We start from the raw sequence: 23,356 nt of genomic DNA on the forward strand, positions 1-23,356 counted from the left end.
AGATGCATTACATTTGTCCTTTATGTAAAACCGAAAATAAGATTGATCCAGATTTTGAGATCAGTGAATATGTCTGTAAATCCTGTTCTAATATCATTGATGTTCCGAAAAATGTTTCCACAAAAGTTGTTAAAAAGCCCACCGAAAATGTAGTTCTTGAAGTCGGACAAAAAGGAACAATTGATGGTACAGAATATACTGTAACCGGAATTGTCATCCGAAAATATGGAAGCACTATTTTTTGGCGGGAATATTATTTAAAAGATAAAAAAGGAGCAAATGCATTTCTGAGCGAAAGCGACGGACACTGGGTTTTTCTGCATGTGATTAATGCCATGGACGTCAAGAAAAAGCTTAATGGCAAAGTTGCAGAATTCCATATGAAAAACTACAGATGGTACGAAACTACCCAATGTACAATACATGCGGCAACAGGTTTCTTTGAAAACAAACTCAATTTTTCAATTGCTAATTATAAAGAATATGTAAACGGAACCCAAATGATCTCTCAGGAGCAATCTGGCAGTGAAACTGAGTTTTTCTTCGGGAAACATATTTCAAAATACAAAGTAAAAAAAGCATTTGACATTTCTAATCTTCCCAACTATACGGGAATAGGAATTGTTCAGCCTTTTTACGTTAATGTAAAACAAGCGATTAATATTCTCGGTGTTTCAGCGTTGCTGATTTGTCTTATTCAGCTTTACGTGGTGGGAACCAGAACAAATGCGCTGGTTTTTGAGCAGGAGGTTCACTTTGCCGATGTTGCCGATAAGGAAATGATTAGTAAAAGCTTCGAATTATCGGGCGGTTCCGCACCGTTGCATGTTGAAGCTTCTTCTAATGTAGATAATTCGTGGGCAAATGTAGGACTAGGCCTTGTTAATGAAAAAAACAACGAAATTGTTTTTGCTTCAAAAGATATTGAAGAATACCACGGCTATGAAGATGGTGAAAGCTGGAGTGAAGGAAGTCAGCGTGAGTCATTTAATTTTTGTGGTGTGGCTCCCGGAAAATACCATTTTGTAATCTCTGCGGAAAGGCAGGAGCCTCTTAAAACTTCACAGCCTGCAAGATACATTTCTCCGGATGGTAATCTTTTGATATCAAGACAGGAAAACGGAACGATCGATGTAACCAATCAGACAACGTTCGAAACCACCTCTTTCGGAGATGCTAAAATGATCAAAAGAGATTCGGTAACCGCGCTCGGACAATTGATTCATAAGACATTTGGGAAATCGGATATTGATTCTTTATTAAACGCAAATGCTCAGGCAGAAACTATATCTGCCGTGCCTGAAAATAAATCTGTAAAAATTAAAGCAGAATGGCTTCCGGTTTCTTTCAGGAATTTTATGTTTGTTCTTTTATTTCTCGTAGCATTGGCTTTAGCACTGTATTTTGGCAGGAGAGCTTTCGAAAGATCAAAATGGTTCAACAGTTCAAATTCACCGTATACCTATTCATAAGATGGAAAATATACTTCATTACTTAAAAGAAAACTGGATTTTGTGTCTCTGCGGAATGTTTTTTATCGGCTGGTTTACCTATCTTACCTTTGCCGGAAACCAGTTTTGTGACTGCGAAAAAACGGAAACCTACCGCGACGGGACAACGAGAAGATATCATTCTTCAGGAGTCGGTTATTACAGATATTATCACAAATAAAAATATAAATTATGGATCAAATAAACTTTTTACCCGCTATCAATTCAGTCATTTACTCTTTTCTCGGAATTGTAATTTTGCTGGTTTGCTACCTGATTATCGAAAAATTAACACCCGAAAAAACCTGGCACGAAATCGCTCATAACAAGAATACAGCTTTAGCCATTATTTTCGGCGCTTTTATCATCGGGATTTCAATCATCATAAGCGCAGCGATTCATGGATAAAAAGAGGATTCCTCTTGAGCTGCTGCTGATGTTCTCAGTATTTGTCATTGCTACCTGCGGACTTATTTACGAACTGGTGGCGGGAGCTTTGGCGAGTTATCTTTTGGGTGATTCCGTGAAGCAGTTTTCCTTCATCATCGGAGTATATCTTTTTTCGATGGGAGTGGGATCATATTTTGCTAAATTCATCAAAGGAAATTTAATAGATAAATTCATAGAAATTGAAATTCTGGTCGGGATCATCGGCGGGATAAGCTCTGTAGTTTTATTTATTCTCTTTAATACACTGGCTCATTTTGAAGCAGTTCTTTATCTTTTTGTTTTTTTTACAGGATGTCTGGTCGGTGTGGAAATTCCGCTTTTAATGAATATCTTAAAAGACAGGGTTCGGTTTAAAGATTTGGTATCTAATGTTTTTGCATTCGATTATATAGGAGCATTGCTGGCTTCCATTTTATTTCCACTGGTTTTGATTCCGCAGTTAGGAATTGTAAAAACACCTTTGTTTTTTGGCTTGATTAATATTTCCATAGCCATATTTTTGTGTTTTTATCTGAAAAAGGAATTATCAAAGCCCGTTTCTTTAAGAGTTAAATCAATCGCAGCCTTTCTTCTGCTTGTAGTTCTCTTTATTTTTTCAGACAGGATTTTATCATTTTCAGAAGAAAAATTATACGGTGAAAATGTCGTCTACACCAAAAGTTCGCCTTACCAAAGAATTGTTTTAACCAGAAACAGCCGCGAATTCAGATTATATTTAAATAACAATCTTCAATTTTCTTCGGTAGACGAATACCGTTATCACGAAGCGTTGGTTCATCCCGCAATGTCGATGGCGAAAAAGATCGATCATGTTTTGATTCTCGGCGGAGGAGACGGTTTCGCAGTCCGTGAAGTTTTAAAATACAAAGAAGTAAAAGACATCACTTTGGTGGATTTGGATGGAGAAATGACGAATTTCTTCAAAAATAATGAAACCATGCGTCGGTTGAATCAAAGTTCGTTATCCAATCCGAAACTTAAAGTCATTAACAAAGACGCTTACATTTGGGTGAAAGAAAATACGAAAAAATACGATGTCATCATCATCGATTTTCCGGATCCGTCCAATTACAGTTTGGGAAAATTATATTCGTTACAGTTTTACAGAGAACTCGAAAGGCTGACAGCTTTAGATACAAAAATTGTGGTTCAGACAACGTCACCGTATTTTGCGCCGAAGTCTTTCTGGTGTATTGAAAAAACAATCAATGAGGTTTTTCCTTTCGCTACAGCATATCATACCTACGTCCCTTCCTTCGGAGAATGGGGATTTTCAATGGCTTCCTTTGAACCGATTAACAATAAAATTTACCGCAAAGTTCCTAATCTGAAATTTTATGATTATAATTTTTCACAGCTTTCTTACTTTACGAAAGATATGAAGACCAAAGATATCGAAGTGAATCGTTTGGATAATCAGATTTTAGTTCGTTACTTCGATGAAGAATGGGGCAAAGTTCAGTAGAAGAATGTCAATTATTTATTATATTTGTGTCATAAATTGATACTTAAATTATAAAAATATGATAGCTGAAATCGAAAAATATATAGAAATCCAGAATAATATTGATCAGATTCTGAAAGATTCACCCTTTAAAATTTCTTACATCATTGAAAAAACAGGAATTAAAAAGCCGACCTTTTTCAAAAAAATGAAAGAAAAGAGATTTACTTCCGAAGAACTGCTCTCCATTGCTAAAGTAATGGAACCTGTTTATAGAAACGAAACTAAAGAAGAAATTCTTGAATCTTTAAAAAGGGCTGAAGAAAATATTGAAAATGGCAGAACTGTTCCCTTCAGAGAGTTTTTAGCAGAGAAAAGAAAAAATTTGATACAGTCTAAGAATGATAAGAGTTGAAATAACTGAAGAAGCTCAACAGGATATTGACAATATTGAAGAATTTCTTCTGCAAAATTGGAACGAAAGGGTTTTGTTGAATTTTTACGATAAGCTGGAGAATGCAATTACAATCTTAGAATCAGGAAAAGTCTTTTTTGAAAAATATGAAGATACCAAGTATAGAAAATTCCTTTTAACAAAACATAATACCATGATTTGTGATCTCAGAGCAGATGTTCTCTATGTTTTAAGAATTATCAACAATTTCCAGAATCCCGATGACAATTACGAAAGCATCTCAAAATAACCATTAAATCTTGCCAACTCAACCCACTCAATTTTCCAGAAAAGATTTCCTTAAAACCCTGTTCTTAGGCAGTCTGATGATTCCTTTTTTACAATATTGCAGTAAGAAAGGCAAATCGTTATTGCTTAAAATCACCGGAACCAATCATGTTTTAGGTCATAAACTCTGGGCAAAAGATTTTCCCCAATTTTCAGAAGAAATTCACACAAAATATCTTATTGTAGGAGGCGGAATTTCAGGACTTTCGGCCTGCAGGTTTTTCAGTCAGAATAATGAAAACGATTACCTTTTGCTGGAAATGGAAAATCATTTGGGTGGAAACTCCTCCAACGGACAGAACCGATTTTCCAAGTTTCCTTTAGGAGCGCATTATTTACCATTACCCAACAAAGAAAATACTGAAATCATCCAATTTCTGAAAGAATGCAAAATCTATCAGGGAGATGACGAAAATAGCGATCCGATTTTAGATGAATACCAGCTGACTTTCCCTCAACAAGAAAGACTGTTCTTCAAAAATTCCTGGCAGAATGATATTGTTCCTCAAAACGGAATTTCAGCAAAAACAAAAGCGGAGTTCGACCGTTTTTTTAAGTTGATGGACGATTTCAGGGACAAAAAAGATACATCTGGAAAATATTGGTTTGCCATTCCGGTGAACGATTCCAGCCGGGAAGATGAGGTTTTGGAATTAGAGAAGATTATTTTCAAAGACTGGCTTAAAAAAGAAAAGTTTACATCTGAAGAATTATTTTGGCTGCTAGATTATTCGTGCCGCGACGATTACGGTTTGGGAATTGATTACATTTCAGCTTGGGCGGGAATTCATTATTTCGCAGGAAGGAAAAACAATTGGAGCAAAAAATACAAAGATCAGGTTTTTACCTGGCCGGAAGGAAATGCAAGATTGGCAAAGCATCTTTCAAAATATACGATAGATAAATCTTCAAAAAATAATCTGGTTTTTGATGTTAAAATTAACGATACTGATGTTGAAGTGCTAAGTTTTGACAATACTCAGAAAAAGACAAAAAAAATCATTGCTGGAAAAGTTCTGTTCGCGACACCCCAATTTGTGAATGAAAGGATTTTCAACAATAGCAGGGCTGAAAATTTCAATTATGTTCCGTGGCTTTTAACAACGATTACTTTACAAAATGATTTCGGAGGAGATGATGAACTTGCCTGGGATAATGTCATCTACGGTTCTGACGGTTTGGGTTATATTTATGATCAGCACCAGAATGTAGACCAGATTATGGGCGAAAAAGTGATCACCTATTACAGAAGTTTTTCCACCAGCAATTGTAAAAAAGCCAGAAAGAAATTATATGCTCTGAAAGAGGATCAGTTGAAAAAACTCGTTTTGGAAGATTTAAAAAAAGCTCATCCTTTGATTGAAGATTTTATTGTAGAAATACAGTTTCATAAGATCGGACATGCGATGATTGCGCCGGTTCCCGGGCAGATTTTCAAAAACTCCGAGAAAGCAAAACAGCCGATCGACGGAAAAGTTTTTTTTGCCCATTCGGATCTTTCGGGAATTTCTATTTTCGAGGAAGCATTTTATCAGGGATGGAGAACCGCAAAACAGATGCAGCAATTTGATTAGACTGAATAAAAATTCAAACCTATAAGGTTTCCCAAAAAAATAAAAATGAAACAACCCTGGATCCATAACGCAAAAACAGACGGCTGGTTGATCTTATCACCGCCTTTCATCATTTTGCTGATTATTTTCCTGTTTCAAAAGCAGATTCAGGGCCTGGAAAATCAGTATTCTTTTTACACATGGTTGTTTCTGATTGTTTTTGTAGACGTTGCTCATGTGTATTCAACGTTATTTAAAACATATTTTGTAAAGGAAGAGGTTAGAAAAAGAAAGCTGTTGTATTACGGAATTCCTGCTGTAAGCTGGGTTTTTGGATTAATTTTATATCAGTTCGGAAGTTTGACTTTCTGGTCGGTTCTTGCCCTGATTGCTGTCTTTCATTTTATCAGGCAGCAATATGGTTTCATGAGAATTTATGCCCGGTTTGAACCAGACAACTGGAATAAAAAGATAGACGGAATTGCTGTATATTCAGCTACGGTTTTTCCAATGCTGTACTGGTTTAAGACACCGAGAGCTTTCACATGGTTTGTAGAAAACGAATTCAATTGGTTTCAGAACGTTCCGGATTATATTCCTTTAATCACTTTTCTGTATTCCGTTATTTTAATCATCTGGATATTGAAAACGATAGATGAAATTTTGAAAACTAAAAAATGTAATGTTCCCAAGGTTGCCTTAATCTCCGGAACCTATCTTTCCTGGTATTTCGGAATTGTATACTTTAACAATGATTTGGTATTCACATTCCTGAATGTCATTTCCCACGGTATACCTTACGTTGCTTTAATCTATATCAGAGAAATAAAACAAAAGGACGATCAAAATCTCGCCAATCTTTCTCTTTTTAAATCAACTTTCGGGATCTTTCTTTTTATTGCAATAATTCTTGCTTTTGCATTTTTCGAAGAATTTTTATGGGAAATTTTAATCTGGAATGAACATTTTTCTTTAAATCTGAATATTTCACTTACCTGGTTTCAGTTTTTAGTCCCTTTATTGGTCGTTCCTCAGCTTACCCATTATTTATTGGACGGTTTTATTTGGAGAAAACCGAAAAAACTTACTTAATTTTGTCTTCAAAGTTAAAAAGTATGAAAATGCAGAAGTATCTCTTGTCATTAATGCTTTTGTTGGGAATATTTAATTTGAAGGCCCAGCAAAAAACATTTTGCAACCCGATCAATATCGATTACGGTTATACTCCGTTTGAAGTTTTTTCAAAGCAGGGAAAACACCGTGCTACCGCAGATCCGGTAATTGTTAATTTTAAAAACAAGCTCTTTCTTTTTTCTACCAATCAGGAAGGATATTGGTACAGCGATGATATGCTCGACTGGAAGTTTGTTCACCGGAAATTTCTGAGAGACAATAAATATACCCACGATCTGAACGCTCCTGCAGTTTGGGCAATGAAAGATACGTTATACGTTTTCGGATCTACCTGGGAGCAGGATTTCCCAATCTGGAAAAGCACCAATCCAACCAAAGACGACTGGAAAATTGCCGTTGATACTTTAAAAGTCGGAGCATGGGATCCTGCCTTTCATTACGATGAAGACAAAAACAAGCTGTATCTGTACTGGGGATCAAGCAACGAATGGCCTTTGCTGGGAACAGAAGTGAAAGTGAACACGCTTCAGTCGGAAGGTTTTGTGAAACCAATTGTAAGACTGAAGCCTGAAGATCACGGCTGGGAAAGATTCGGGGAGTATAATGATAATGTTTTCCTGCAGCCTTTTGTGGAAGGCGCATGGATGACGAAGCATAATGGGAAATACTATATGCAGTATGGTGCTCCGGCAACAGAATTCAGCGGGTATTCAGACGGTGTGTATGTAAGTAAAAGCCCTTTGGAAGGTTTCGAATACCAACAGCACAATCCGTTTTCTTACAAACCGGGAGGTTTTGCAAGAGGAGCCGGACACGGCGCCACATTTGAAGATAATTATAAAAACTGGTGGCATATTTCAACCATTTTCATTTCCACCAAAAATAATTTTGAAAGACGTCTGGGAATCTGGCCTGCCGGATTTGATAAAGATGATGTAATGTACTGCAATACGGCTTACGGAGATTATCCGACCTATCTTCCACAGTATGCACAGGGAAAAGATTTCTCCAAAGGACTTTTTGCAGGATGGATGCTGCTGAATTACAATAAGCCGGTTCAGGTTTCTTCAACGTTAGGCGGTTATCACTCCAATTATGCGGTGGATGAGGATATCAAAACCTATTGGAGTGCCAAAACAGGAAATTCGGGAGAGTGGTTTCAAACGGATTTAGGAGAGGTTTCTACTATCAATGCGATTCAGATCAACTACGCCGATCAGGATGTTGAATTTATGGGTAAAACGCTGGGCAAAATGCATCAGTATAAAATTTACGGATCCAATGACGGCAAAAAATGGAATGTGATTGTAGATAAAAGCAAAAATACCAAAGATGTTCCGCACGATTATATTGAACTGGAAAAGCCTGCCAAAGCGAGATTTCTAAAGATGGAAAATTTAAAAATGCCGACAGGAAAGTTTGCATTAAGTGGATTCAGGGTATTTGGAAAAGGTGCGGGAGCAGTTCCCGGAAAAGTTCAGAATTTCGTGCCTTTACGTTCTGATCCTAAAAAATACGGTGAAAGAAGAAGCATCTGGATGAAGTGGCAACAGAATTCTGATGCAGATGGATACGTCATTTATTGGGGGAAATCTCCTGAGAAATTATACGGAAGCATTATGGTTTATGGGAAAAATGAATATTTCTTCACCGGAGCCGACAGAACCGATGCCTATTATTTCCAGATCGAAGCTTTCAATGCAAACGGAGTTTCGGAAAAGTCGGAAATTTTTAAGTCTGAATAAAAGCCTGTCTAAATATTGCTAAATAAATTTTTATAGCCTATTTTAATTTCCTAAATTAAAATAAACTTTGTTTATTATTAAATTTAACATTAAGGATTTCAGTTAGTTAAACTTGTTGTAAGTAAGGAATCAATAAATTGATTTTTATTAAGTTTTTTAAGCTAAAAAGGCTTAATTCCTTAATGGTAAAAATAAATTATACATTTAAACAAACTCTAAAAATGTTAATAAGCGCTCTGAAATTTCAGGGCGTTTTATTTTTATCAATATTCTTTAAAAATATATGTATTTTTTGAATAAGAAAATCGGAATTGGGTTCATTGATCCAGTTAACATGGTTTCCATTGAATTCATACGATTCATGATAGACTTTATTTTGTTCTAATGCGGAATCTAAAATTTTCATTTGTGACAACGGAACGACATCATCATAAGTTCCATAGAAAGAAAGAGTGGGAGGAGAGGTTTTACTTACCCAGTGTACCGGGCTTCCAAAATCCATTAACGAGATGTTTTTTGGAACGATTGCAGGATCAATCAGATGTTTTTCCAGGAATGAATAATCATCGTATTTTTTAAATCCGGAATCGTTAAGATCTGCCGGACCGACAATGTTAATTACTGCTTTTACATTTTTATCCCGGTCAAACTGATAGGCATACAACATGGAAAGATTTGCTCCTGCGCTGTTTCCAAGAAGAATATATCGGGGTTTGAACGATAAGGTCTGATCGAGATATTTCGTTATATAGCGGATGTCATCCGTCTGGTTAGGAAGTGCAAAATGTCTTGTGGAAGCCAGTCGGTAATCTGCATTAACAAAGATATTTCCCGGAAATTTTTCCATCAGCTTGTGGGTGAAGGCGGTGAGCTCAGACTTGCTGCCGCCGCGCCATCCGCCTCCGTGAATAATGATGAAAATATCTTTTTTTCTCTTCCGCTTTTCGGGAAAATAGATATCCATCTTTTGCTGAGAATCTTTTCCGTAAGGAATGTTTTTCTCGATCGTAAATGAAATGTTATTACCGAAATCCACGGTTTTTTGTTGACATCCGGTGCAAAGGATCATGAATACAATACCGAAAACAGACAAAATGTTTTTCATATAATAATCTTTCCTGATTATAATTATGCTGAATCAAAAATTATGCTTCATTTGTACGTTGTGTTTCAGCAATAAAAAACCCACCGCAAAAACGGTGAGTTACCACAAAAAATAATATATATGAAGAAATGATTGTTTGTTATCGGGTTCTGTTTTTAATAGCATCAGAAGCACTTTCGATATCTCTTACTTTTTTCACTTTCTGATTTCCGAAATTATAGGTAATGCTTACGGTAAGATTTCTTCTGTATTGATCATTCCTGATGTAATTGTAATTTCCGCTGGACTGAAAATCTTCTATTTCCACCAAGTTAGTTCTCAACACATCATTCACGTTTATGGCAAAAGTCCAGTCGTTCCAGTTTTTCTTGATGCTAAGGTCAAGGCTCATGAGGTCCTTCAGAATTCCGAGTTCGATTTGCTGTTGATCTACATAAAAGAAATTGACTCCCAGGAACCACGTTTTCTTCTTGTCAAGACGCAGGGTATTGTTGCTGGTGATGACTAGGCTGGTCGATTTTCTGTTGTTGATATAGGTGTCAAAAACTTGTCCTGTTGTAGGATCCGTGTTCAATGTTCCGTTGTTGATATTGTGCTGAACTCCCGCATTGAAATTCAAGGTCAGATATTGCTTGAAAAGCGACTTCTGAACACCCAGCATCGCAGACATTTCCTGCTTGTCACCAAAATTAGTTCTGATGTAAGCCAACTGCACCCTTTTCTGATTGGTTTCAGGATCAATATAACTTCTCTGTAAAGGCACCTGCGTAATCTGATCTTTTTCATAGGTATGATTCAGGATCAGGAAATATGAATTTTTATACATGTACGTTAATTCCTGGTTGTAAGTAGAAGATGCTTTTACAAAAGGATTGTTCTGGGTATAGTTATCCTGTGTAATGATGTTTTTCACAGGATTAAGCTCCCAGAAACTTGGTCTTCTCATCCTGCTTGAAAAAGAATATGAGATATTGTTCTTATCATTAATTGCGTAGTTAAAGCTTAAATACGGTAAAAAGTTGTTGTAATTTCTTTTTATTCTTTGATATTCTGGCTGTTTTGCATTATCAGATGTTCCCAGGCTATTGGTAATTTCATATCTTGCGCCGATTTTTCCCGAAAATTTATCTGAGAATTTTTTCTCTAAAGTAAGGTATGCTCCATAAATGTTTTCGTCATAAATAAAGTGGTTGGGATCTGTTGTTAAGTCGATCATTTGTAACTGTCCCGCATTGTTGTAGATGTAATCGTAAGTGTAATTTTTGGTATCGTTGTCTGTTTTGGTTTTATTAAAATTTCCTCCGGCAGAAAATGTAAAATCATTTTTAAATTTCTGAATATAATCTACCGTTCCAGAAAAATTATTGATGATCTGCGGGATATCCTGGATAATTTTCTTTCCTGTTCTTGAAAATCCGGAATTACTTCCTGCAATATCCGAAATCATCGTATTGTTGTCAGAATACTGAAATCTTTTATAATTGAGATAAGCTGCATTGACATTGAATTTACTTCCGAGAGAATCAAGTTTCAGCTCATAGTTCAGATTTACTGAATTGTTATAATTTCTGGCGTTTTCTTTATTCTTAGTCCTCGTATAATCTGTTGAAAGCAAATTATCATTGTTATCATATCTTGTAATGGTATTCAACAAATCGATGGTAGAATTATAGCTTCTGTTTGCCCATGAATTCCAGGATAATGCAAGATTGCTTTTTTCAGTCAGCTGATAATCAATATTCAGATAGCCACCAAGATTTTTGTTGGGATCATCAATATCACCTACGGATTCATTCTGAACATTTCCCGATCTGTTCCTCAAGATGTAGGTTTGCGGATTGATGTTTTCTCCACCGCTTAAGTTGGCATTAATTCCCAGTTTGTCTTTTCTGTAATTTACAGAGAAGCTCGCGTTGCTGGCGTTATATTTATTCTGAGAGTTGGACATTCTCATATTTCCGCTTGTACCGTCACTCATTTTTTTCTTCAGAACAATGTTGATAATCCCGTCGGAAGATTCTACCTGATATTCACTACCCGGAACTGTAATCACTTCAATTTTCTGAATATTTTCTGCAGGAGTATTTTTTAAAAATTGGGTTAAAGATTCCGCATCCATATTGGTTTTTCTGCCATTGATGAAGATGAGCGCGTTGTTTTTTCCTGCAATTTTTAAAGTCTTGTCATCGGTGGTAGACAAAAGAGGAGTTTGTTTCAGAAGATCAAAAGTAGTATTTCCTTTTGCTACCGGTGAAGCAGCAACGTCATACACAAAACGGTCACTTTGTTTTTTAAAAACCTGTTTGGTCATGGTAACGCCTTCTATATTATTAGTTTTTACAGTGTCTTGTTTTTTCTCCTGTGCGAAGGCCATTCCGCTGAAAAATATAGCTGCAATTAAAATTGTCGTTTTCATGTTTTAAATTTTAGAGAGTTTAATAGCTTGTATTTGTTATTATTTAACAATACAAAGATATATAATAAATCTAGTATCTTGCAATACAAAGTACTTAAAATGTTTTTAAAATTATTTTAACTAATTGATTTACAGTTTAAAAAAATTAGCTAATATTTAAAATTTTATTGACTTTGTTATTTGTAAGACAATTTAGAGACAAAGAATATTACATCTCAATTTAAAAAAGGTAAATAAAATTGGAAGGTTTTTGAATAAAAAACGGATTAAAAAAGCCCAAATATTAGTATACTCAAAAAAAAAGAATCTAAAAAAGATTCTCTAAAATGATTTATTCTCTGTCGAAGCGTGCAAGCTTTTTATCGATCCAGATGGTGGCGAAAGGAAAGAAAGCCGCAATCAGCGAAAAAACACTGTCTTCATCATCCCACTCAAATATTTTTCTGATGGCCGGCAAAAATAAAAGATAAAGTGTAAAAAATAAACCATGAATACTCCCGATTGTACTGATGTAAACAATGGGAAGAATATCTTCAGGATTTGTCCGAATCCAGATCATCGCGGAAAAAAGAAAAAACCAGGAAGCCGCTTCTGCAAGGCAGATATTCCTAAACCATTTGATAACTTTTTCCTGTGGATATTTTAAGAATAATTTTTCTAAGAAATTCATAATTGTTTATTTATTGGAATTCAGGACTAAAATCAGAAACGTCTACCCTCATCTTTCAGTCTTAAACAAACACAAAATTACTTATAAAAACTGCTCCCATCCAAATATTCAAACACTTCAGGAGGAAGCATGGGTCTTACATTTTTTCCGGCTTTGATCATATTCCGGATTTCGGTTGCAGAAAGTTCAATAACAGGGGCTTCAATAAAGGAAATGTTCTCATGCTGCATATATTCAGACTCTTTTTTTTCACCCTCAAATACCCTTGGATAAACAAGGATATGGTGATTTTTAACAAGCGTATCCGAATTTTTCCATTTATGAAGATTTTGCAGATTGTCTTCGCCCATAATCAAGCTGAAAGAATAATCCGGATATTTTTCGTGAAGGTAAGTGAGTGTATCAATGGTATAACTCGGCTGAGGTAAAGAAAATTCCACATTGGAAGCGCGCATTTTCGGATAATTTTTTACCGCAAGCTGCACCATATCCAGGCGGTTGTGATCTTTCAGCAACGATTTTTTTTCTTTGAAAGGATTTTGCGGGCTCACCACAAACCACAATTCATCCATATCTGTATGTTCCAGAATATAATTCGCAAGTATCAGATGTCCGATGTGGATAGGATTGAATGAACCAAAAAAGAGACCGATTTTTTTCATTTTCCTAATCTCTGAATTTCACATCTTTAATGTTAAGATAATGCGTAACGTTACCTTTCCAGTGATTTTCTTCAAGAGTAAAAGCAAGATCAAAGCTTTTCGTTCTGAAATCATCGGCAAACTGTCCCAATTTGAAACCTACACATTCAATATTTCTTCCGGTTGATTCCTGTCTGATATAAAATTTGAGATGGTTATTATCTTTACCCATCGTCTTAATATAGCCTGAAACCTTCTGATTGGTCAAAGCAAGGATCGGTTTCATATTGTGAGGCCCGAAAGGAGCCAGCTTTCTGTGAAAATTAATAAACTCCCGGTTAATCTCATCGATCTGAATTTCAGAATCGATGGTAATGGAAGGTTCCTTTTGATGTTCCTTAATTTTTTCTGAAACTACTCTCTCAAATTTTTCCTTAAAGGCATCAAACTTATCTTTTTCCATTGAAAGTCCTGCCGCAGCGTGATGTCCTCCGAATTTAAGAAAATACTCAGAACACATATCCAAAGCTTCATGAACATCAAAATCTGCTACAGATCTCGCGGAAGCAACCATTTCACCATTATTTCCATCAGTAAAAACCAAAGTTGGCTTATAATAAGTTTCAATTAATCGCGATGCTACAATTCCGATCACGCCTTTATTCCATTCAGGATGATAAACAATCGTGGTATATTTGGTTTCCTGCTGGGATTCAATTATTTGATTTAGGGCAGAAAGGGTAGAATTCATATCAAGCTCACGTCTTTCATCATTGAGATCCATAATATCGCTTACAATCTGGTGGGCATGTTTCAGATTATCCGAAACCATGAGTTCTACAGCGGCTTTTCCGTGAGAAATTCTTCCCGCAGCATTGATTTTGGGAGCAATTTCAAATACTATATTAGAAATCTCAAAATGAGAAAGTTTGTCATCCGGAATTAATAATCTTAGGCCTAAATTTCTCGTTTTTCGCAGGGTTTTAAGACCCATTTTAGCAAGCACACGATTTTCGCCGGTCATAGAAACGATATCTGCGGCAATAGAAATGGCAAGAAGATCAGTAAGTTCAAAAAGTTCTGCTTCAGGGAGTTTGTAGATCGTATTTAAACCCTGGCAAAGTTTAAAGCCAACGCCACATCCGGAAAGTTCTTTAAAAGGATAACGGCAGTCGCTTCTCTTGGGATCGAGAACGGCAACTGCATTCGGAATTTCTTCGCCGGGTAAATGGTGGTCGCAAATGATAAAATCAATGCCTAAATTCTGAGCATAATTGATCATATCCAATGCTTTGATTCCACAATCCAGGGCAATGATTAATGAAAAGCCGTTTTCTTTGGCGAAATCGATACCTTCAGTGGAAATTCCGTACCCTTCAGAATTTCTGTCGGGAATATAAAAATCAAGGTATTTTTTCTGAACAATTTTGCTGAGGTACAGGTACATCAGGGCAACGGCAGTAGTTCCGTCTACATCGTAATCTCCGTACACCAGTATTTTTTCTCCATTCTCAATGGCGGTAGCAATGCGCTCTACCGCTTTTTGCATATCTGCCATTAAAAACGGATTGTGAATGTCGGTAAGGTTCGGTTTAAAAAACTCTCTGGCCTTTTGATAATTGTCAATTCCTCTAAGAACGAGGAGTTTAGATTCAAAAGTTCCAAAACCAAGAGACGAACTTAATCCATCCACAATTTCTTCATCGGGTTCGGGCTTGTAAATCCATTTTTGACTCATTTCACAAAAATAGGGAAATATATTTTAAAAGGAAAGTTTTAATGCTGTCACAGGATGTTAAAAAAAACCGTTCAGGATATGAACGGTTTTAAATAGTTAAGAATACATTTTTTCTCTTAATTCCTTTACCTTTTTATCAGCAAGATATTCGTCATAAGTCATCTCTCTGTCAATGATTCCCTGCGGAGTCAGTTCGATGATACGGTTACAGACTGTAGAAAGCATTTCGTGGTCATGAGAAGCCAATAAAATATTTCCTTTGAAGTTAGACAATGAATTGTTTAATGTAGTGATACTTTCAAGGTCTAAGTGGTTGGTAGGTTCGTCAAGCAAAAGGACGTTGGCTTTCTGTAACATCATTCTGCTGAACATACATCTCATTTTTTCACCCCCTGAAAGTACTTTACAAGATTTCAACGCTTCATCACCTGAGAAAAGCATTCTTCCTAAGAATCCCCTTACGAATTCTTCATGACGCTCTTCATCGTTTTTCGTGAATTGTCTTAACCAGTCAACCAGACTAAGATCTTCCTGGAAGAAATTGGTATTATCCAAAGGCATGTGGGACTGAGTAGTTGTAACTCCCCATGCAACTGTACCTTTGTCTGCTTCAACATTTCCTGCTAAGATTTCAAAAAATTCGGTAATGGCTAAAGAGTTCTTAGAAAGGACCGCAACTTTGTCTCCTTTTTTAAGATTTAAATCGATGTTGGAGAACAATAATTCTCCGTCTTTTGTTTTTTCAAGACCTTTTACATCCAGGATTTGGTCTCCCGCTTCTCTTTCCATTTCGAAAATAATGGCAGGATATCTTCTTGAAGAAGGTTTAATATCATCGATGTTCAGTTTATCAATCATTTTCTTTCTTGCGGTAGCCTGTTTCGCTTTTGCCACGTTTGAACTGAATCTTGCGATGAAGTCCTGAAGTTCTTTTTTCTTTTCTTCCGCTTTTTTGTTAGCCTGTGCTCTTTGTCTCGTTGCTAATTGGGATGCCTGATACCAGAAAGAGTAATTACCGGTATAAAGATTTAATTTCGCATAGTCAAGGTCACCAATGTGCGTACATACCGTGTCTAAGAAGTGACGGTCGTGAGATACAACAATAACCGTATTTTCATAATCTGCAAGGAAATCTTCCAGCCAGGAAATGGTATCAATGTCAAGGTCATTGGTAGGCTCATCCAGAATCAGAACATCCGGATTTCCGAAAAGTGCCTGGGCCAAAAGGACTTTTACTTTGTCTTTGTTTTCAAGCTCACTCATCATCTGCCAGTGCATGTCTTCCGTAATTCCTACGTTGGAAAGCATCGTCTGTGCATCAGATTCTGCAGTCCAGCCTCCCATTTCATCATAGATTACACCCAATTCTCCTGCCTTGATGCCGTCTTCATCAGAAAAGTCTTCTTTCGCATAAAGCGCGTCCATCTCTTCTTTTATTTCGAATAGTTTTTTATTACCTCTCAAAACCGCTTCCAGAACAGTATATTGATCGTAAGCAAAGTGATCCTGCTCCAAAACAGACATTCTTTTTCCAGGCTCTAAAGATACGTGTCCTGTTGTTGGGTCCTGTTTTCCGGTCAATATTTTAAGGAATGTAGACTTTCCTGCACCATTTGCTCCGATAATCCCGTAGCAGTTTCCTTTCGTAAACATAATGTTTACTTCGTCAAAAAGAACTCTTTTCCCGAATTGTAAAGATAAGTTAGATACTGTTAACATATAGTTTTGTAAATTTGGCGCAAAAATACGAAAAGAATTTGGGTATTTCGTAATAATGTAATATTCAAGTTTTTAAATGTAAGGTATTTTTTATATATTTCATTTAATAAATTTATATAAATAAGGATTTTTCAAGAATAATTTGATGTGTAATCAGATAACCTTATTTATCCAGATATCAGACGAATCAAGATGAAAATAGAAAAGACAGTCAATATACTCAATAGAAGAGCCAGATTTGAATATGAAATTCTTGAAGAATATGAAGCAGGAATGGTGCTTACCGGTACGGAGATAAAATCTTTGCGCTCTTCCAAAGCTTCTATTGCAGAATCCTTCTGTCAGTTTATTGACGGGGAATTGTATATAATTAATATGATGATTGATGAGTATAAATTGGGCACATTTTATAATCATAAAACAAAAAGGGAACGGAAATTGCTGTTGCACAAAAAAGAGTTGCAAAAGCTGGAAAAGAAATTAAAGGATGCGGGGAATACCATTATACCTTTGAAATTATATATCAATGATAAGGGAAAAGCAAAGGTGCTGATTGCCCTCGGAAGGGGTAAAAAACTCTTTGATAAAAGGGAGAGCATTAAAGATAGAGAAAATAAACGTAACCTCGACAGAATATTAAAGAAAAGTTAAAAATCATCGGAAAAACTTTGTATATAAAGAAAAATTATATTTATTTTGCATTATCAATTATTTAATCATTTAATTCTATGAAAAATCTAAAATTAGGAATTTCAGCATTGGCGCTTACTGTCGCTTCTACTGTGTTCGCTCAGACTACCAACAATCCGTGGTTAATCGGGGTTGGTGCTCATGCGGAAAACCACGCGGCACAGAGAGACAACTTCAGTAATACGTTCTCTGCTAATAATTTGACGAAGAACATGTTCAATGTGAACAACTTCTCTATTACTCCGCCGTTATCTAAGCTTACTGTTGCTAGAAACATAGGTAAAGGTTTGGTTATCGACTGGCAAACTACTGTAGGTAATGTTGAAAACAAGAGATTTAACATGGGTAAAGAATTCATGTTGATGACAGGTCTTGGTTTCCAAGCAAAAGCTGCAGGTCTTTTATGGGATGAAGAATCTTGGTTCGACCCATATTTAAGAGTTGGTGCTAACTACCTGAGACATGATTATACATCTCTTACATTCCCAAGAGAGGCTCTTATTAACGGAATGCCTACTGGAGAAGTAATTGGAAATGGTGACAATGGTAACGAAAACGGTAAAGCAAACTTCTTTACTGTTGCTACAGGTGCTGGTATTAACTTCTGGTTAACTAAAAACTTCGGTTTAGGTATTCAGGGAGATTATGTATCAACTCCAGGTGATAAATCAAACGTTGCTAACTTCTGGCAAGCTTCTGCTTCATTGAACTTCAGATTTGGTAACAGAGACAGAGATAAAGACGGTATCTTAGATAAAGACGATTTATGTCCTGATACTCCAGGTTTACCAGAATTCCAGGGATGTCCTGATACAGATGGAGACGGAGTTCCAGATAAAGATGATCAATGTCCAGACGTAGCTGGTCCGGTTGAAAACAACGGTTGTCCTTGGCCAGATACAGACGGTGACGGTGTAATCGATAAAGATGATGCTTGTCCTACTGTTGCAGGTCCTGCAGAAAACAACGGATGTCCTTGGCCAGATACAGATGGTGACGGTATCTTAGATAAAGATGATGCTTGTCCTACAGTTCCAGGTCTTCCAGAATACAACGGATGTCCTAAGCCTAAGACACAAACTGCTATTGATGTTGAAACTAAATTAGGAAGTGTATTCTTCGATTTCAATAAAGCTACTATTAAGGCTGAATCTACTCCTGCTTTAGATGCTGCTGCTGAAATCATCAAAAAAGATGGTGGTAACTACTTATTAGAAGGTAGAACTGATGCTAAAGGATCTGAAGCTTACAACTTGAAACTATCTAGAGAAAGAGCTGCTGCAGTAGTTGCTGCTTTAGATGCAAGAGGTGTAGATGCTAATGCACTTAAATCTATCGGTGTTGGTGAGTCTAAAGCGACTGTTGCTGAAACGGCTTCTGACGCTGAAAGACAAGTTGACAGAAAAGTTGTGGTAAGAGCTATCGAAAACGCTGACGAGTGGAATGCGATCAAGAAGAAAGATTATGAAGATGCTCCAGTGAAAAAAGCTCCGACTAAGAAAAAAGCTCCGGCTAAAAAAAGAAAATAATCAATTTTTCTAAATAATAAATACCTCCAGTGTTCTGGAGGTATTTTTTTTTCGTTCACTTTTAATTAATTTTGTTGAAAATTTAAAAATAAAATGGGAAGAGCATTTGAATATAGAAAAGCTTCTAAAATGGCCAGATGGGATAAAATGGCCAAAACTTTTTCTAAAATAGGAAAGGATATCGCATTAGCAGTAAAAGCAGGCGGTCCTGATCCGGAATCAAATCCTGCACTGAGAAGATGTATCCAGAATGCGAAGGGGGCAAATATGCCGAAGGATAATGTGGAAAGAGCGATTAAAAAAGCAAGTGGTGCAGATGCTGAAAACTACGAGGAAATCACCTACGAAGGCTATGGCCAGGGAGGAGTGGCATTCTTTATTGAATGTACAACTAACAACACAACAAGAACGGTTGCCAACGTAAGGGCTGTTTTCAATAAATTTGACGGAAACCTCGGTAAAAACGGAGAACTGGCTTTCATCTTCGACAGAAAAGGAATTTTTACCATTGATCTGGCTCAGATTAAAATGGATTGGGATGATTTTGAAATGGAGATGATTGATGGAGGTGCAGAAGATGTAGAAAAAGATGAAGAAGAAGTAATGATTACTACTGCGTTTGAAGATTTTGGTTCTTTATCGCATAAATTAGATGAACTTGGAATTGAAGCAAAAAGTGCAGAGCTTCAGAGAATTCCTAATAACATAAAAGAAGTAAATGAAGAACAGTTTAAAGCAAATATGAAAATGCTTGAGCGCTTCGAAGATGATGATGATGTACAAAATGTTTATCATAACATGGAAATCTCGGAAGAGATGATGAATACGCTTTAATATTTGGAATTCATATCATACAAGCCTCACAGTTTAAACTGTGAGGTTTTTTGCAATACATAAAAATAACATCATATTCATATACAGTTAACTTTCAAGTAGTTTCTTTGCATAAAACTATGAAAAGAAACGTTGAATTAGTTGTCATATCGGATGTGCATTTGGGAACCTATGGTTGCAAGGCGAAGGAATTGATGCGGTATCTCAATTCTATTCAGCCGAAAACACTGATTCTGAACGGTGATATCATTGATATCTGGCAATTCAAAAAGTCTTACTTTCCTAAAGCTCATCTGAAAGTGATTAAAAAAATCCTTTCATTGGCTACAAAAAATACAGATGTGTATTACATTACCGGAAATCATGATGAAATGTTCCGGAAATTTACCGATTTCGAATTGGGTAATCTGAAAGTCTGTAATAAAATCTGCTTACATATTGATGATAAGAAAACGTGGATTTTCCATGGCGATGTTTTTGATGCTTCCGTTCAGCATTCTAAATGGATTGCCAAGCTCGGAGGAAAAGGTTATGATCTGTTAATTGTTATCAATAATATCGTAAATTGGTTTTTGGAAAAAGTGGGAAAAGAAAAATACTCATTCTCTAAAAAGATCAAAAATAACGTAAAAAAGGCAGTTAAGTATATCGGAGATTTTGAACTGACCGCTTCCGAACTGGCTATTGATAATCATTATGATTATGTAGTATGCGGACATATTCATCAGCCACAGATTCGTAAAGTTTCTAATAAAAAGGGTTCCTGCATTTATCTTAATTCCGGGGACTGGATTGAAAATCTTTCCGCTTTGGAATATCATGATAAAGAATGGAAAATTTTTTACTACGAAGAGCATAAGCATTTATTGAAAGATGATGCTACAGACGAAATCCAGGATATTAGCAGCACTGATCTTTTAAAAATAGTAACCAATTTCGCCGAATGAAAATCTTATATGCATTTCAGGGGACAGGAAACGGGCATGTTGCACGTGCTCAGGAGATTGTTCCTATTCTGAAAAAGTATGCGTCTGTTGAAACACTGATCAGCGGTCACCAGTCACAGCTGAAGGCAGATTTTGACGTTAATTACCAGCATAAAGGAATTTCCCTATTATATAATAAAGCAGGAGGATTATCCTACCGTAAAACATTTACGGATAATAATTTTCTGGAAGCTTTCAAAACGATCAGGGAAATCAACCTTTCTGAATATGATCTTATCATTAATGATTATGAACCGCTTACCGGCTGGGCATGCAAGATCAAAAATTATCCTATGATTGAGTTGAGCCATCAGGCTTCTATGCTATTTAAAGAAACTCCGAAACCGGATAAGAAAGATTTTTTTGGAGAGCTTGTGCTGAAATATTATGTTCCCAGCAACCATAAAATCGGATTTCATTTCGAAAATTATCATCCTCAGATTAAAAAGCCCGTAATAAGAAGAAAAATAAGAAACCTTAATCCCGATAAAAAAGGCTTTTATCTTGTCTATCTTCCAAGTTTTTCAGATGAAAATATTATTAAAGTTTTAAAACAAATTCCGGTGGAATGGAAAGTTTTTTCCAAATATTCAAAACTTCAGTTTAAAGAAAATAATGTTGAAGTTTTCCCCATAGATGAAATTCAATATCTCAGAAGTTTCGAAAATTGCGATGGAATTCTTTGCAATGCGGGTTTTGAAACTCCTGCAGAAGCGCTTTTCATGGATAAGAAACTATTTGTGATTCCTATTCATAATCAGTATGAACAGGAATGTAATGCCTGCGCTTTAGACAAAATGGGAATACCGAATTCCAATATTTTAAAGCTTGAGGAAATTCAGGACTGGGTAGATTCAGACCAGCATCTGAAAGTTGATTATCCTGATGATATTGAAAGTATATTATTAAATGAAGTTTTGGGTTTTGGTTAATGTCTTAAGATGATATTATTAAAGATAAATAGTTATATTTACATTATCTAAAACAAAACTTTTAACACCAAAAATTATTAAAATGAAAAAATCAGAAATCTTAAAAGGTAAAGCCTTGTCTAAAAATGAGCTCAAAAGTCTTTATGCAGGAGATAAAAATCCATCATGCGTGATCTCTTGTTGTGACCCGAAATTACCGCCGTGCGGATTTGTTAATTGCAATGGTATACAATGTCCCGGACAGCCAAAATAAATCGTAATGACTTCAAATAAAAAGACCACAAATGGTCTTTTTTTTATTTATCAGGAATAAGCTATCTGTTAAGAAAAACGTCGTCAACATTGTTCATTCTCATCATCACAGATCTTGCGTAAGAACAGTGCGGATAAACTTTCCAGTTGTTTTCTCTTGCAAATTTTATGGCTTCTTCCACCAGATATTTTCCCATTCCGCGGCCTTCAAATTCGGGATGTACCAATACGAAAGAAATGATAAACTTATTATCTTCGGGGAAAATAGTGTATGTCAGCCTTCCGATTTCCTTTAATTCATTATTTAAAGTAATGACCCCGCCGTTTCCGGATTTATTATTTTCAAATCTCATAATCTAAGTTTTATTAAAAGTAAAAATACAAAAACTGCACCGCTGAAGTTTTGATGTACGTTAAAGAAAGGCATAGTGAATTGTCAATCGTCAATTCGCTGTACTTTGTGAATATTCTGATACAGACATCATTCTAAATATTATTTAAACTGACCATTCATCTTAATTATCTTTTCCGGTGTAATAATTATAATCTTTGATAATAATTCCTATAAACTGTCTTTCCGTCATTTTTGTAGGATCTACTTCAAGCTTTAGAATCGTTTTGATCTTATCCGAAAGTTTACGGATAACCTGGCGGTCATCAATTCTCAGGGCCTTGAGATAATTATCCTTAATGATTCTCATATCATTATCACTCAGTGCAATTACCTGAGGAAAAGTAGGAATATAATCTTCGCGGATATTTTCTAAAATAGTATGTGAAATATTAATCTTGTTTTTTAAAGAAATCACAGCCGTTCCCGAAGCAATGTCTCCTAATCGCTGATTATTTTTGGAAACAATCATAGAAACCAGTCCTACAACTCCTGCAAAAGAAGTATCTATGATCCTGAAAACCCATCGGATCAGGTAATCCCCAAACCCAGCCTGATAACCATCAATCTTTACAACACGGATTTTCATAACTTTTTTTCCGGGGGTCTGACCTTCCATAAGGCTTTCAAAAACTACAGGATACACAACGGTAGGAAAAAGAAGGATGATGTAAACTGCTGCAGTTGACCATTGATCCAGGCCTTGTAATAGATAACCAAGATTCAGAACGGTGAAGAAAATATACAAAACAGAAATCCCATAAGCAATTTTTATGAGAAGGTCAATAAAGAAAGCAACCAGCCGGTCTCCAACACTGGCGACGTTGAAATTAATATTTACATTTTGTGAAGTATTAATCGCAATTTGAGACATAATTTTATTATTTTAGCCTTA

Annotated in this window: 23 protein-coding genes; 15 read left to right on the top strand and 8 right to left on the bottom strand. The window is 35.9% G+C overall.

The genetic code is table 11. From position 1 onward, the window contains the following. The first annotated feature begins 2 nt into the window (after positions 1–2). From BUA76_RS06385 to BUA76_RS06425, 9 genes are read left to right on the top strand one after another with little or no spacing between them, the layout of a single operon-like run. Complete coding sequence (locus BUA76_RS06385) at positions 3–1,472, top strand: DUF4178 domain-containing protein (protein WP_072883948.1); 1,470 nt, start codon at positions 3–5, stop codon at positions 1,470–1,472. A gap of 1 nt (position 1,473) precedes the next feature. Further along, positions 1,474–1,671 (top strand): hypothetical protein, encoded by a 198-nt coding sequence (locus BUA76_RS06390; protein ID WP_072883949.1) that lies wholly within the window; start codon positions 1,474–1,476, stop codon positions 1,669–1,671. Between the two features lie 11 nt (positions 1,672–1,682). Next, a complete protein-coding gene (locus tag BUA76_RS06395) occupies positions 1,683–1,898 on the top strand; it encodes a DUF350 domain-containing protein (RefSeq protein WP_072883950.1) in 216 nt (71 codons plus the stop codon). Continuing rightward, positions 1,891–3,405 (top strand): polyamine aminopropyltransferase, encoded by a 1,515-nt coding sequence (locus tag BUA76_RS06400; protein WP_072883951.1) that lies wholly within the window; start codon positions 1,891–1,893, stop codon positions 3,403–3,405. Before BUA76_RS06395 ends, BUA76_RS06400 begins: the two co-directional genes overlap by 8 nt. Before the next feature lie 58 nt (positions 3,406–3,463). Beyond that, positions 3,464–3,799, top strand: coding sequence for a hypothetical protein (locus tag BUA76_RS06405; RefSeq protein ID WP_072883952.1), 336 nt, complete (start codon positions 3,464–3,466; stop codon positions 3,797–3,799). After that, positions 3,786–4,088: a type II toxin-antitoxin system RelE/ParE family toxin gene (locus BUA76_RS06410; RefSeq protein WP_072883953.1), complete on the top strand. Its 303-nt coding sequence runs from the start codon at positions 3,786–3,788 to the stop codon at positions 4,086–4,088. The genes BUA76_RS06405 and BUA76_RS06410 overlap by 14 nt, the downstream gene beginning before the upstream one ends. Positions 4,089–4,098: 10 nt before the next feature. Next, a complete protein-coding gene (locus BUA76_RS06415; protein ID WP_228408466.1) occupies positions 4,099–5,700 on the top strand; it encodes an NAD(P)/FAD-dependent oxidoreductase in 1,602 nt (533 codons plus the stop codon). Positions 5,701–5,745: 45 nt separating this feature from the next. Continuing rightward, positions 5,746–6,771, top strand: coding sequence for a hypothetical protein (locus BUA76_RS06420; protein ID WP_072883954.1), 1,026 nt, complete (start codon positions 5,746–5,748; stop codon positions 6,769–6,771). Positions 6,772–6,800: 29 nt separating this feature from the next. Then, complete coding sequence (locus tag BUA76_RS06425) at positions 6,801–8,558, top strand: discoidin domain-containing protein (protein WP_072884026.1); 1,758 nt, start codon at positions 6,801–6,803, stop codon at positions 8,556–8,558. 244 nt (positions 8,559–8,802) lie between these two features. On the opposite strand, the gene BUA76_RS06430 is transcribed toward BUA76_RS06425, so the two are convergent. From BUA76_RS06430 to BUA76_RS06455, 6 genes are all read right to left on the bottom strand, one after another. Beyond that, positions 8,803–9,663, bottom strand: coding sequence for an alpha/beta hydrolase (locus tag BUA76_RS06430; protein WP_072883955.1), 861 nt, complete (start codon positions 9,661–9,663; stop codon positions 8,803–8,805). A gap of 139 nt (positions 9,664–9,802) precedes the next feature. Continuing rightward, positions 9,803–12,079, bottom strand: coding sequence for a TonB-dependent receptor domain-containing protein (locus BUA76_RS06435; protein ID WP_072883956.1), 2,277 nt, complete (start codon positions 12,077–12,079; stop codon positions 9,803–9,805). A gap of 331 nt (positions 12,080–12,410) precedes the next feature. After that, on the bottom strand, positions 12,411–12,749 hold the full coding sequence (locus BUA76_RS06440; RefSeq protein ID WP_072883957.1) for a DUF3817 domain-containing protein: 339 nt from the start codon (positions 12,747–12,749) through the stop codon (positions 12,411–12,413). Positions 12,750–12,826: 77 nt separating this feature from the next. Then, on the bottom strand, positions 12,827–13,411 hold the full coding sequence (gene nadD / locus BUA76_RS06445; protein WP_072883958.1) for a nicotinate (nicotinamide) nucleotide adenylyltransferase: 585 nt from the start codon (positions 13,409–13,411) through the stop codon (positions 12,827–12,829). 4 nt (positions 13,412–13,415) lie between these two features. Beyond that, entirely contained in the window at positions 13,416–15,128 is a 1,713-nt protein-coding gene (recJ, locus tag BUA76_RS06450; RefSeq protein ID WP_072883959.1) for a single-stranded-DNA-specific exonuclease RecJ, read from the bottom strand. A 96-nt stretch (positions 15,129–15,224) separates the two neighbouring features. After that, positions 15,225–16,847, bottom strand: a complete 1,623-nt coding sequence (locus BUA76_RS06455) for an ABC-F family ATP-binding cassette domain-containing protein (RefSeq protein WP_072883960.1) — start codon at positions 16,845–16,847, stop codon at positions 15,225–15,227. A 192-nt stretch (positions 16,848–17,039) separates the two neighbouring features. Here BUA76_RS06455 and smpB point away from each other — a divergent pair, with 192 nt between their 5' ends. The 6 genes from smpB (at position 17,040) to BUA76_RS19190 (ending at position 22,071) form a co-directional block, all read left to right on the top strand. Continuing rightward, complete coding sequence (gene smpB, locus BUA76_RS06460) at positions 17,040–17,498, top strand: SsrA-binding protein SmpB (RefSeq protein WP_066433693.1); 459 nt, start codon at positions 17,040–17,042, stop codon at positions 17,496–17,498. 77 nt (positions 17,499–17,575) lie between these two features. After that, complete coding sequence (locus BUA76_RS06465) at positions 17,576–19,066, top strand: OmpA family protein (protein ID WP_072883961.1); 1,491 nt, start codon at positions 17,576–17,578, stop codon at positions 19,064–19,066. Positions 19,067–19,159: 93 nt separating this feature from the next. Beyond that, a complete protein-coding gene (locus BUA76_RS06470; RefSeq protein WP_072883962.1) occupies positions 19,160–19,900 on the top strand; it encodes a YebC/PmpR family DNA-binding transcriptional regulator in 741 nt (246 codons plus the stop codon). 119 nt (positions 19,901–20,019) lie between these two features. Then, complete coding sequence (locus BUA76_RS06475; protein ID WP_072883963.1) at positions 20,020–20,847, top strand: UDP-2,3-diacylglucosamine diphosphatase; 828 nt, start codon at positions 20,020–20,022, stop codon at positions 20,845–20,847. Beyond that, positions 20,844–21,818, top strand: a complete 975-nt coding sequence (locus BUA76_RS06480; protein ID WP_072883964.1) for a glycosyltransferase family protein — start codon at positions 20,844–20,846, stop codon at positions 21,816–21,818. The genes BUA76_RS06475 and BUA76_RS06480 overlap by 4 nt, the downstream gene beginning before the upstream one ends. Before the next feature lie 82 nt (positions 21,819–21,900). Continuing rightward, positions 21,901–22,071 carry a hypothetical protein gene (locus tag BUA76_RS19190; RefSeq protein WP_178337307.1) on the top strand — a complete coding sequence of 57 codons (171 nt, stop codon included), beginning with the start codon at positions 21,901–21,903 and terminating at the stop codon, positions 22,069–22,071. 61 nt (positions 22,072–22,132) lie between these two features. Here BUA76_RS19190 and BUA76_RS06485 read toward each other — a convergent pair whose 3' ends face one another. Together BUA76_RS06485 and BUA76_RS06490 are read right to left on the bottom strand one after the other, a co-directional pair. Further along, positions 22,133–22,423 carry a GNAT family N-acetyltransferase gene (locus BUA76_RS06485; RefSeq protein ID WP_072883965.1) on the bottom strand — a complete coding sequence of 97 codons (291 nt, stop codon included), beginning with the start codon at positions 22,421–22,423 and terminating at the stop codon, positions 22,133–22,135. Between the two features lie 162 nt (positions 22,424–22,585). Further along, positions 22,586–23,335, bottom strand: a complete 750-nt coding sequence (locus tag BUA76_RS06490) for an RDD family protein (RefSeq protein ID WP_072883966.1) — start codon at positions 23,333–23,335, stop codon at positions 22,586–22,588. Positions 23,336–23,356: the final 21 nt, after the last annotated feature.

The sequence above is a fragment of the Chryseobacterium takakiae genome (assembly GCF_900129385.1).
GTDB classification, from domain to species: domain Bacteria; phylum Bacteroidota; class Bacteroidia; order Flavobacteriales; family Weeksellaceae; genus Chryseobacterium; species Chryseobacterium takakiae.

Bases quoted from the DNA above. Each gene is read 5' to 3' on its own strand.
- BUA76_RS06385 (WP_072883948.1), top strand. From the start codon at position 3: ATGCATTACATTTGTCCTTTATGTAAAACCGAAAATAAGATTGATCCA.
- BUA76_RS06390 (WP_072883949.1), top strand. From the start codon at position 1,474: ATGGAAAATATACTTCATTACTTAAAAGAAAACTGGATTTTGTGTCTC.
- BUA76_RS06395 (WP_072883950.1), top strand. From the start codon at position 1,683: ATGGATCAAATAAACTTTTTACCCGCTATCAATTCAGTCATTTACTCT.
- BUA76_RS06400 (WP_072883951.1), top strand. From the start codon at position 1,891: ATGGATAAAAAGAGGATTCCTCTTGAGCTGCTGCTGATGTTCTCAGTA.
- BUA76_RS06405 (WP_072883952.1), top strand. From the start codon at position 3,464: ATGATAGCTGAAATCGAAAAATATATAGAAATCCAGAATAATATTGAT.
- BUA76_RS06410 (WP_072883953.1), top strand. From the start codon at position 3,786: ATGATAAGAGTTGAAATAACTGAAGAAGCTCAACAGGATATTGACAAT.
- BUA76_RS06420 (WP_072883954.1), top strand. From the start codon at position 5,746: ATGAAACAACCCTGGATCCATAACGCAAAAACAGACGGCTGGTTGATC.
- BUA76_RS06425 (WP_072884026.1), top strand. From the start codon at position 6,801: ATGCAGAAGTATCTCTTGTCATTAATGCTTTTGTTGGGAATATTTAAT.
- BUA76_RS06430 (WP_072883955.1), bottom strand. From the start codon at position 9,663: ATGAAAAACATTTTGTCTGTTTTCGGTATTGTATTCATGATCCTTTGC.
- BUA76_RS06435 (WP_072883956.1), bottom strand. From the start codon at position 12,079: ATGAAAACGACAATTTTAATTGCAGCTATATTTTTCAGCGGAATGGCC.
- BUA76_RS06440 (WP_072883957.1), bottom strand. From the start codon at position 12,749: ATGAATTTCTTAGAAAAATTATTCTTAAAATATCCACAGGAAAAAGTT.
- nadD (WP_072883958.1), bottom strand. From the start codon at position 13,411: ATGAAAAAAATCGGTCTCTTTTTTGGTTCATTCAATCCTATCCACATC.
- recJ (WP_072883959.1), bottom strand. From the start codon at position 15,128: ATGAGTCAAAAATGGATTTACAAGCCCGAACCCGATGAAGAAATTGTG.
- BUA76_RS06455 (WP_072883960.1), bottom strand. From the start codon at position 16,847: ATGTTAACAGTATCTAACTTATCTTTACAATTCGGGAAAAGAGTTCTT.
- smpB (WP_066433693.1), top strand. From the start codon at position 17,040: ATGAAAATAGAAAAGACAGTCAATATACTCAATAGAAGAGCCAGATTT.
- BUA76_RS06465 (WP_072883961.1), top strand. From the start codon at position 17,576: ATGAAAAATCTAAAATTAGGAATTTCAGCATTGGCGCTTACTGTCGCT.
- BUA76_RS06470 (WP_072883962.1), top strand. From the start codon at position 19,160: ATGGGAAGAGCATTTGAATATAGAAAAGCTTCTAAAATGGCCAGATGG.
- BUA76_RS06475 (WP_072883963.1), top strand. From the start codon at position 20,020: ATGAAAAGAAACGTTGAATTAGTTGTCATATCGGATGTGCATTTGGGA.
- BUA76_RS06480 (WP_072883964.1), top strand. From the start codon at position 20,844: ATGAAAATCTTATATGCATTTCAGGGGACAGGAAACGGGCATGTTGCA.
- BUA76_RS19190 (WP_178337307.1), top strand. From the start codon at position 21,901: ATGAAAAAATCAGAAATCTTAAAAGGTAAAGCCTTGTCTAAAAATGAG.
- BUA76_RS06485 (WP_072883965.1), bottom strand. From the start codon at position 22,423: ATGAGATTTGAAAATAATAAATCCGGAAACGGCGGGGTCATTACTTTA.
- BUA76_RS06490 (WP_072883966.1), bottom strand. From the start codon at position 23,335: ATGTCTCAAATTGCGATTAATACTTCACAAAATGTAAATATTAATTTC.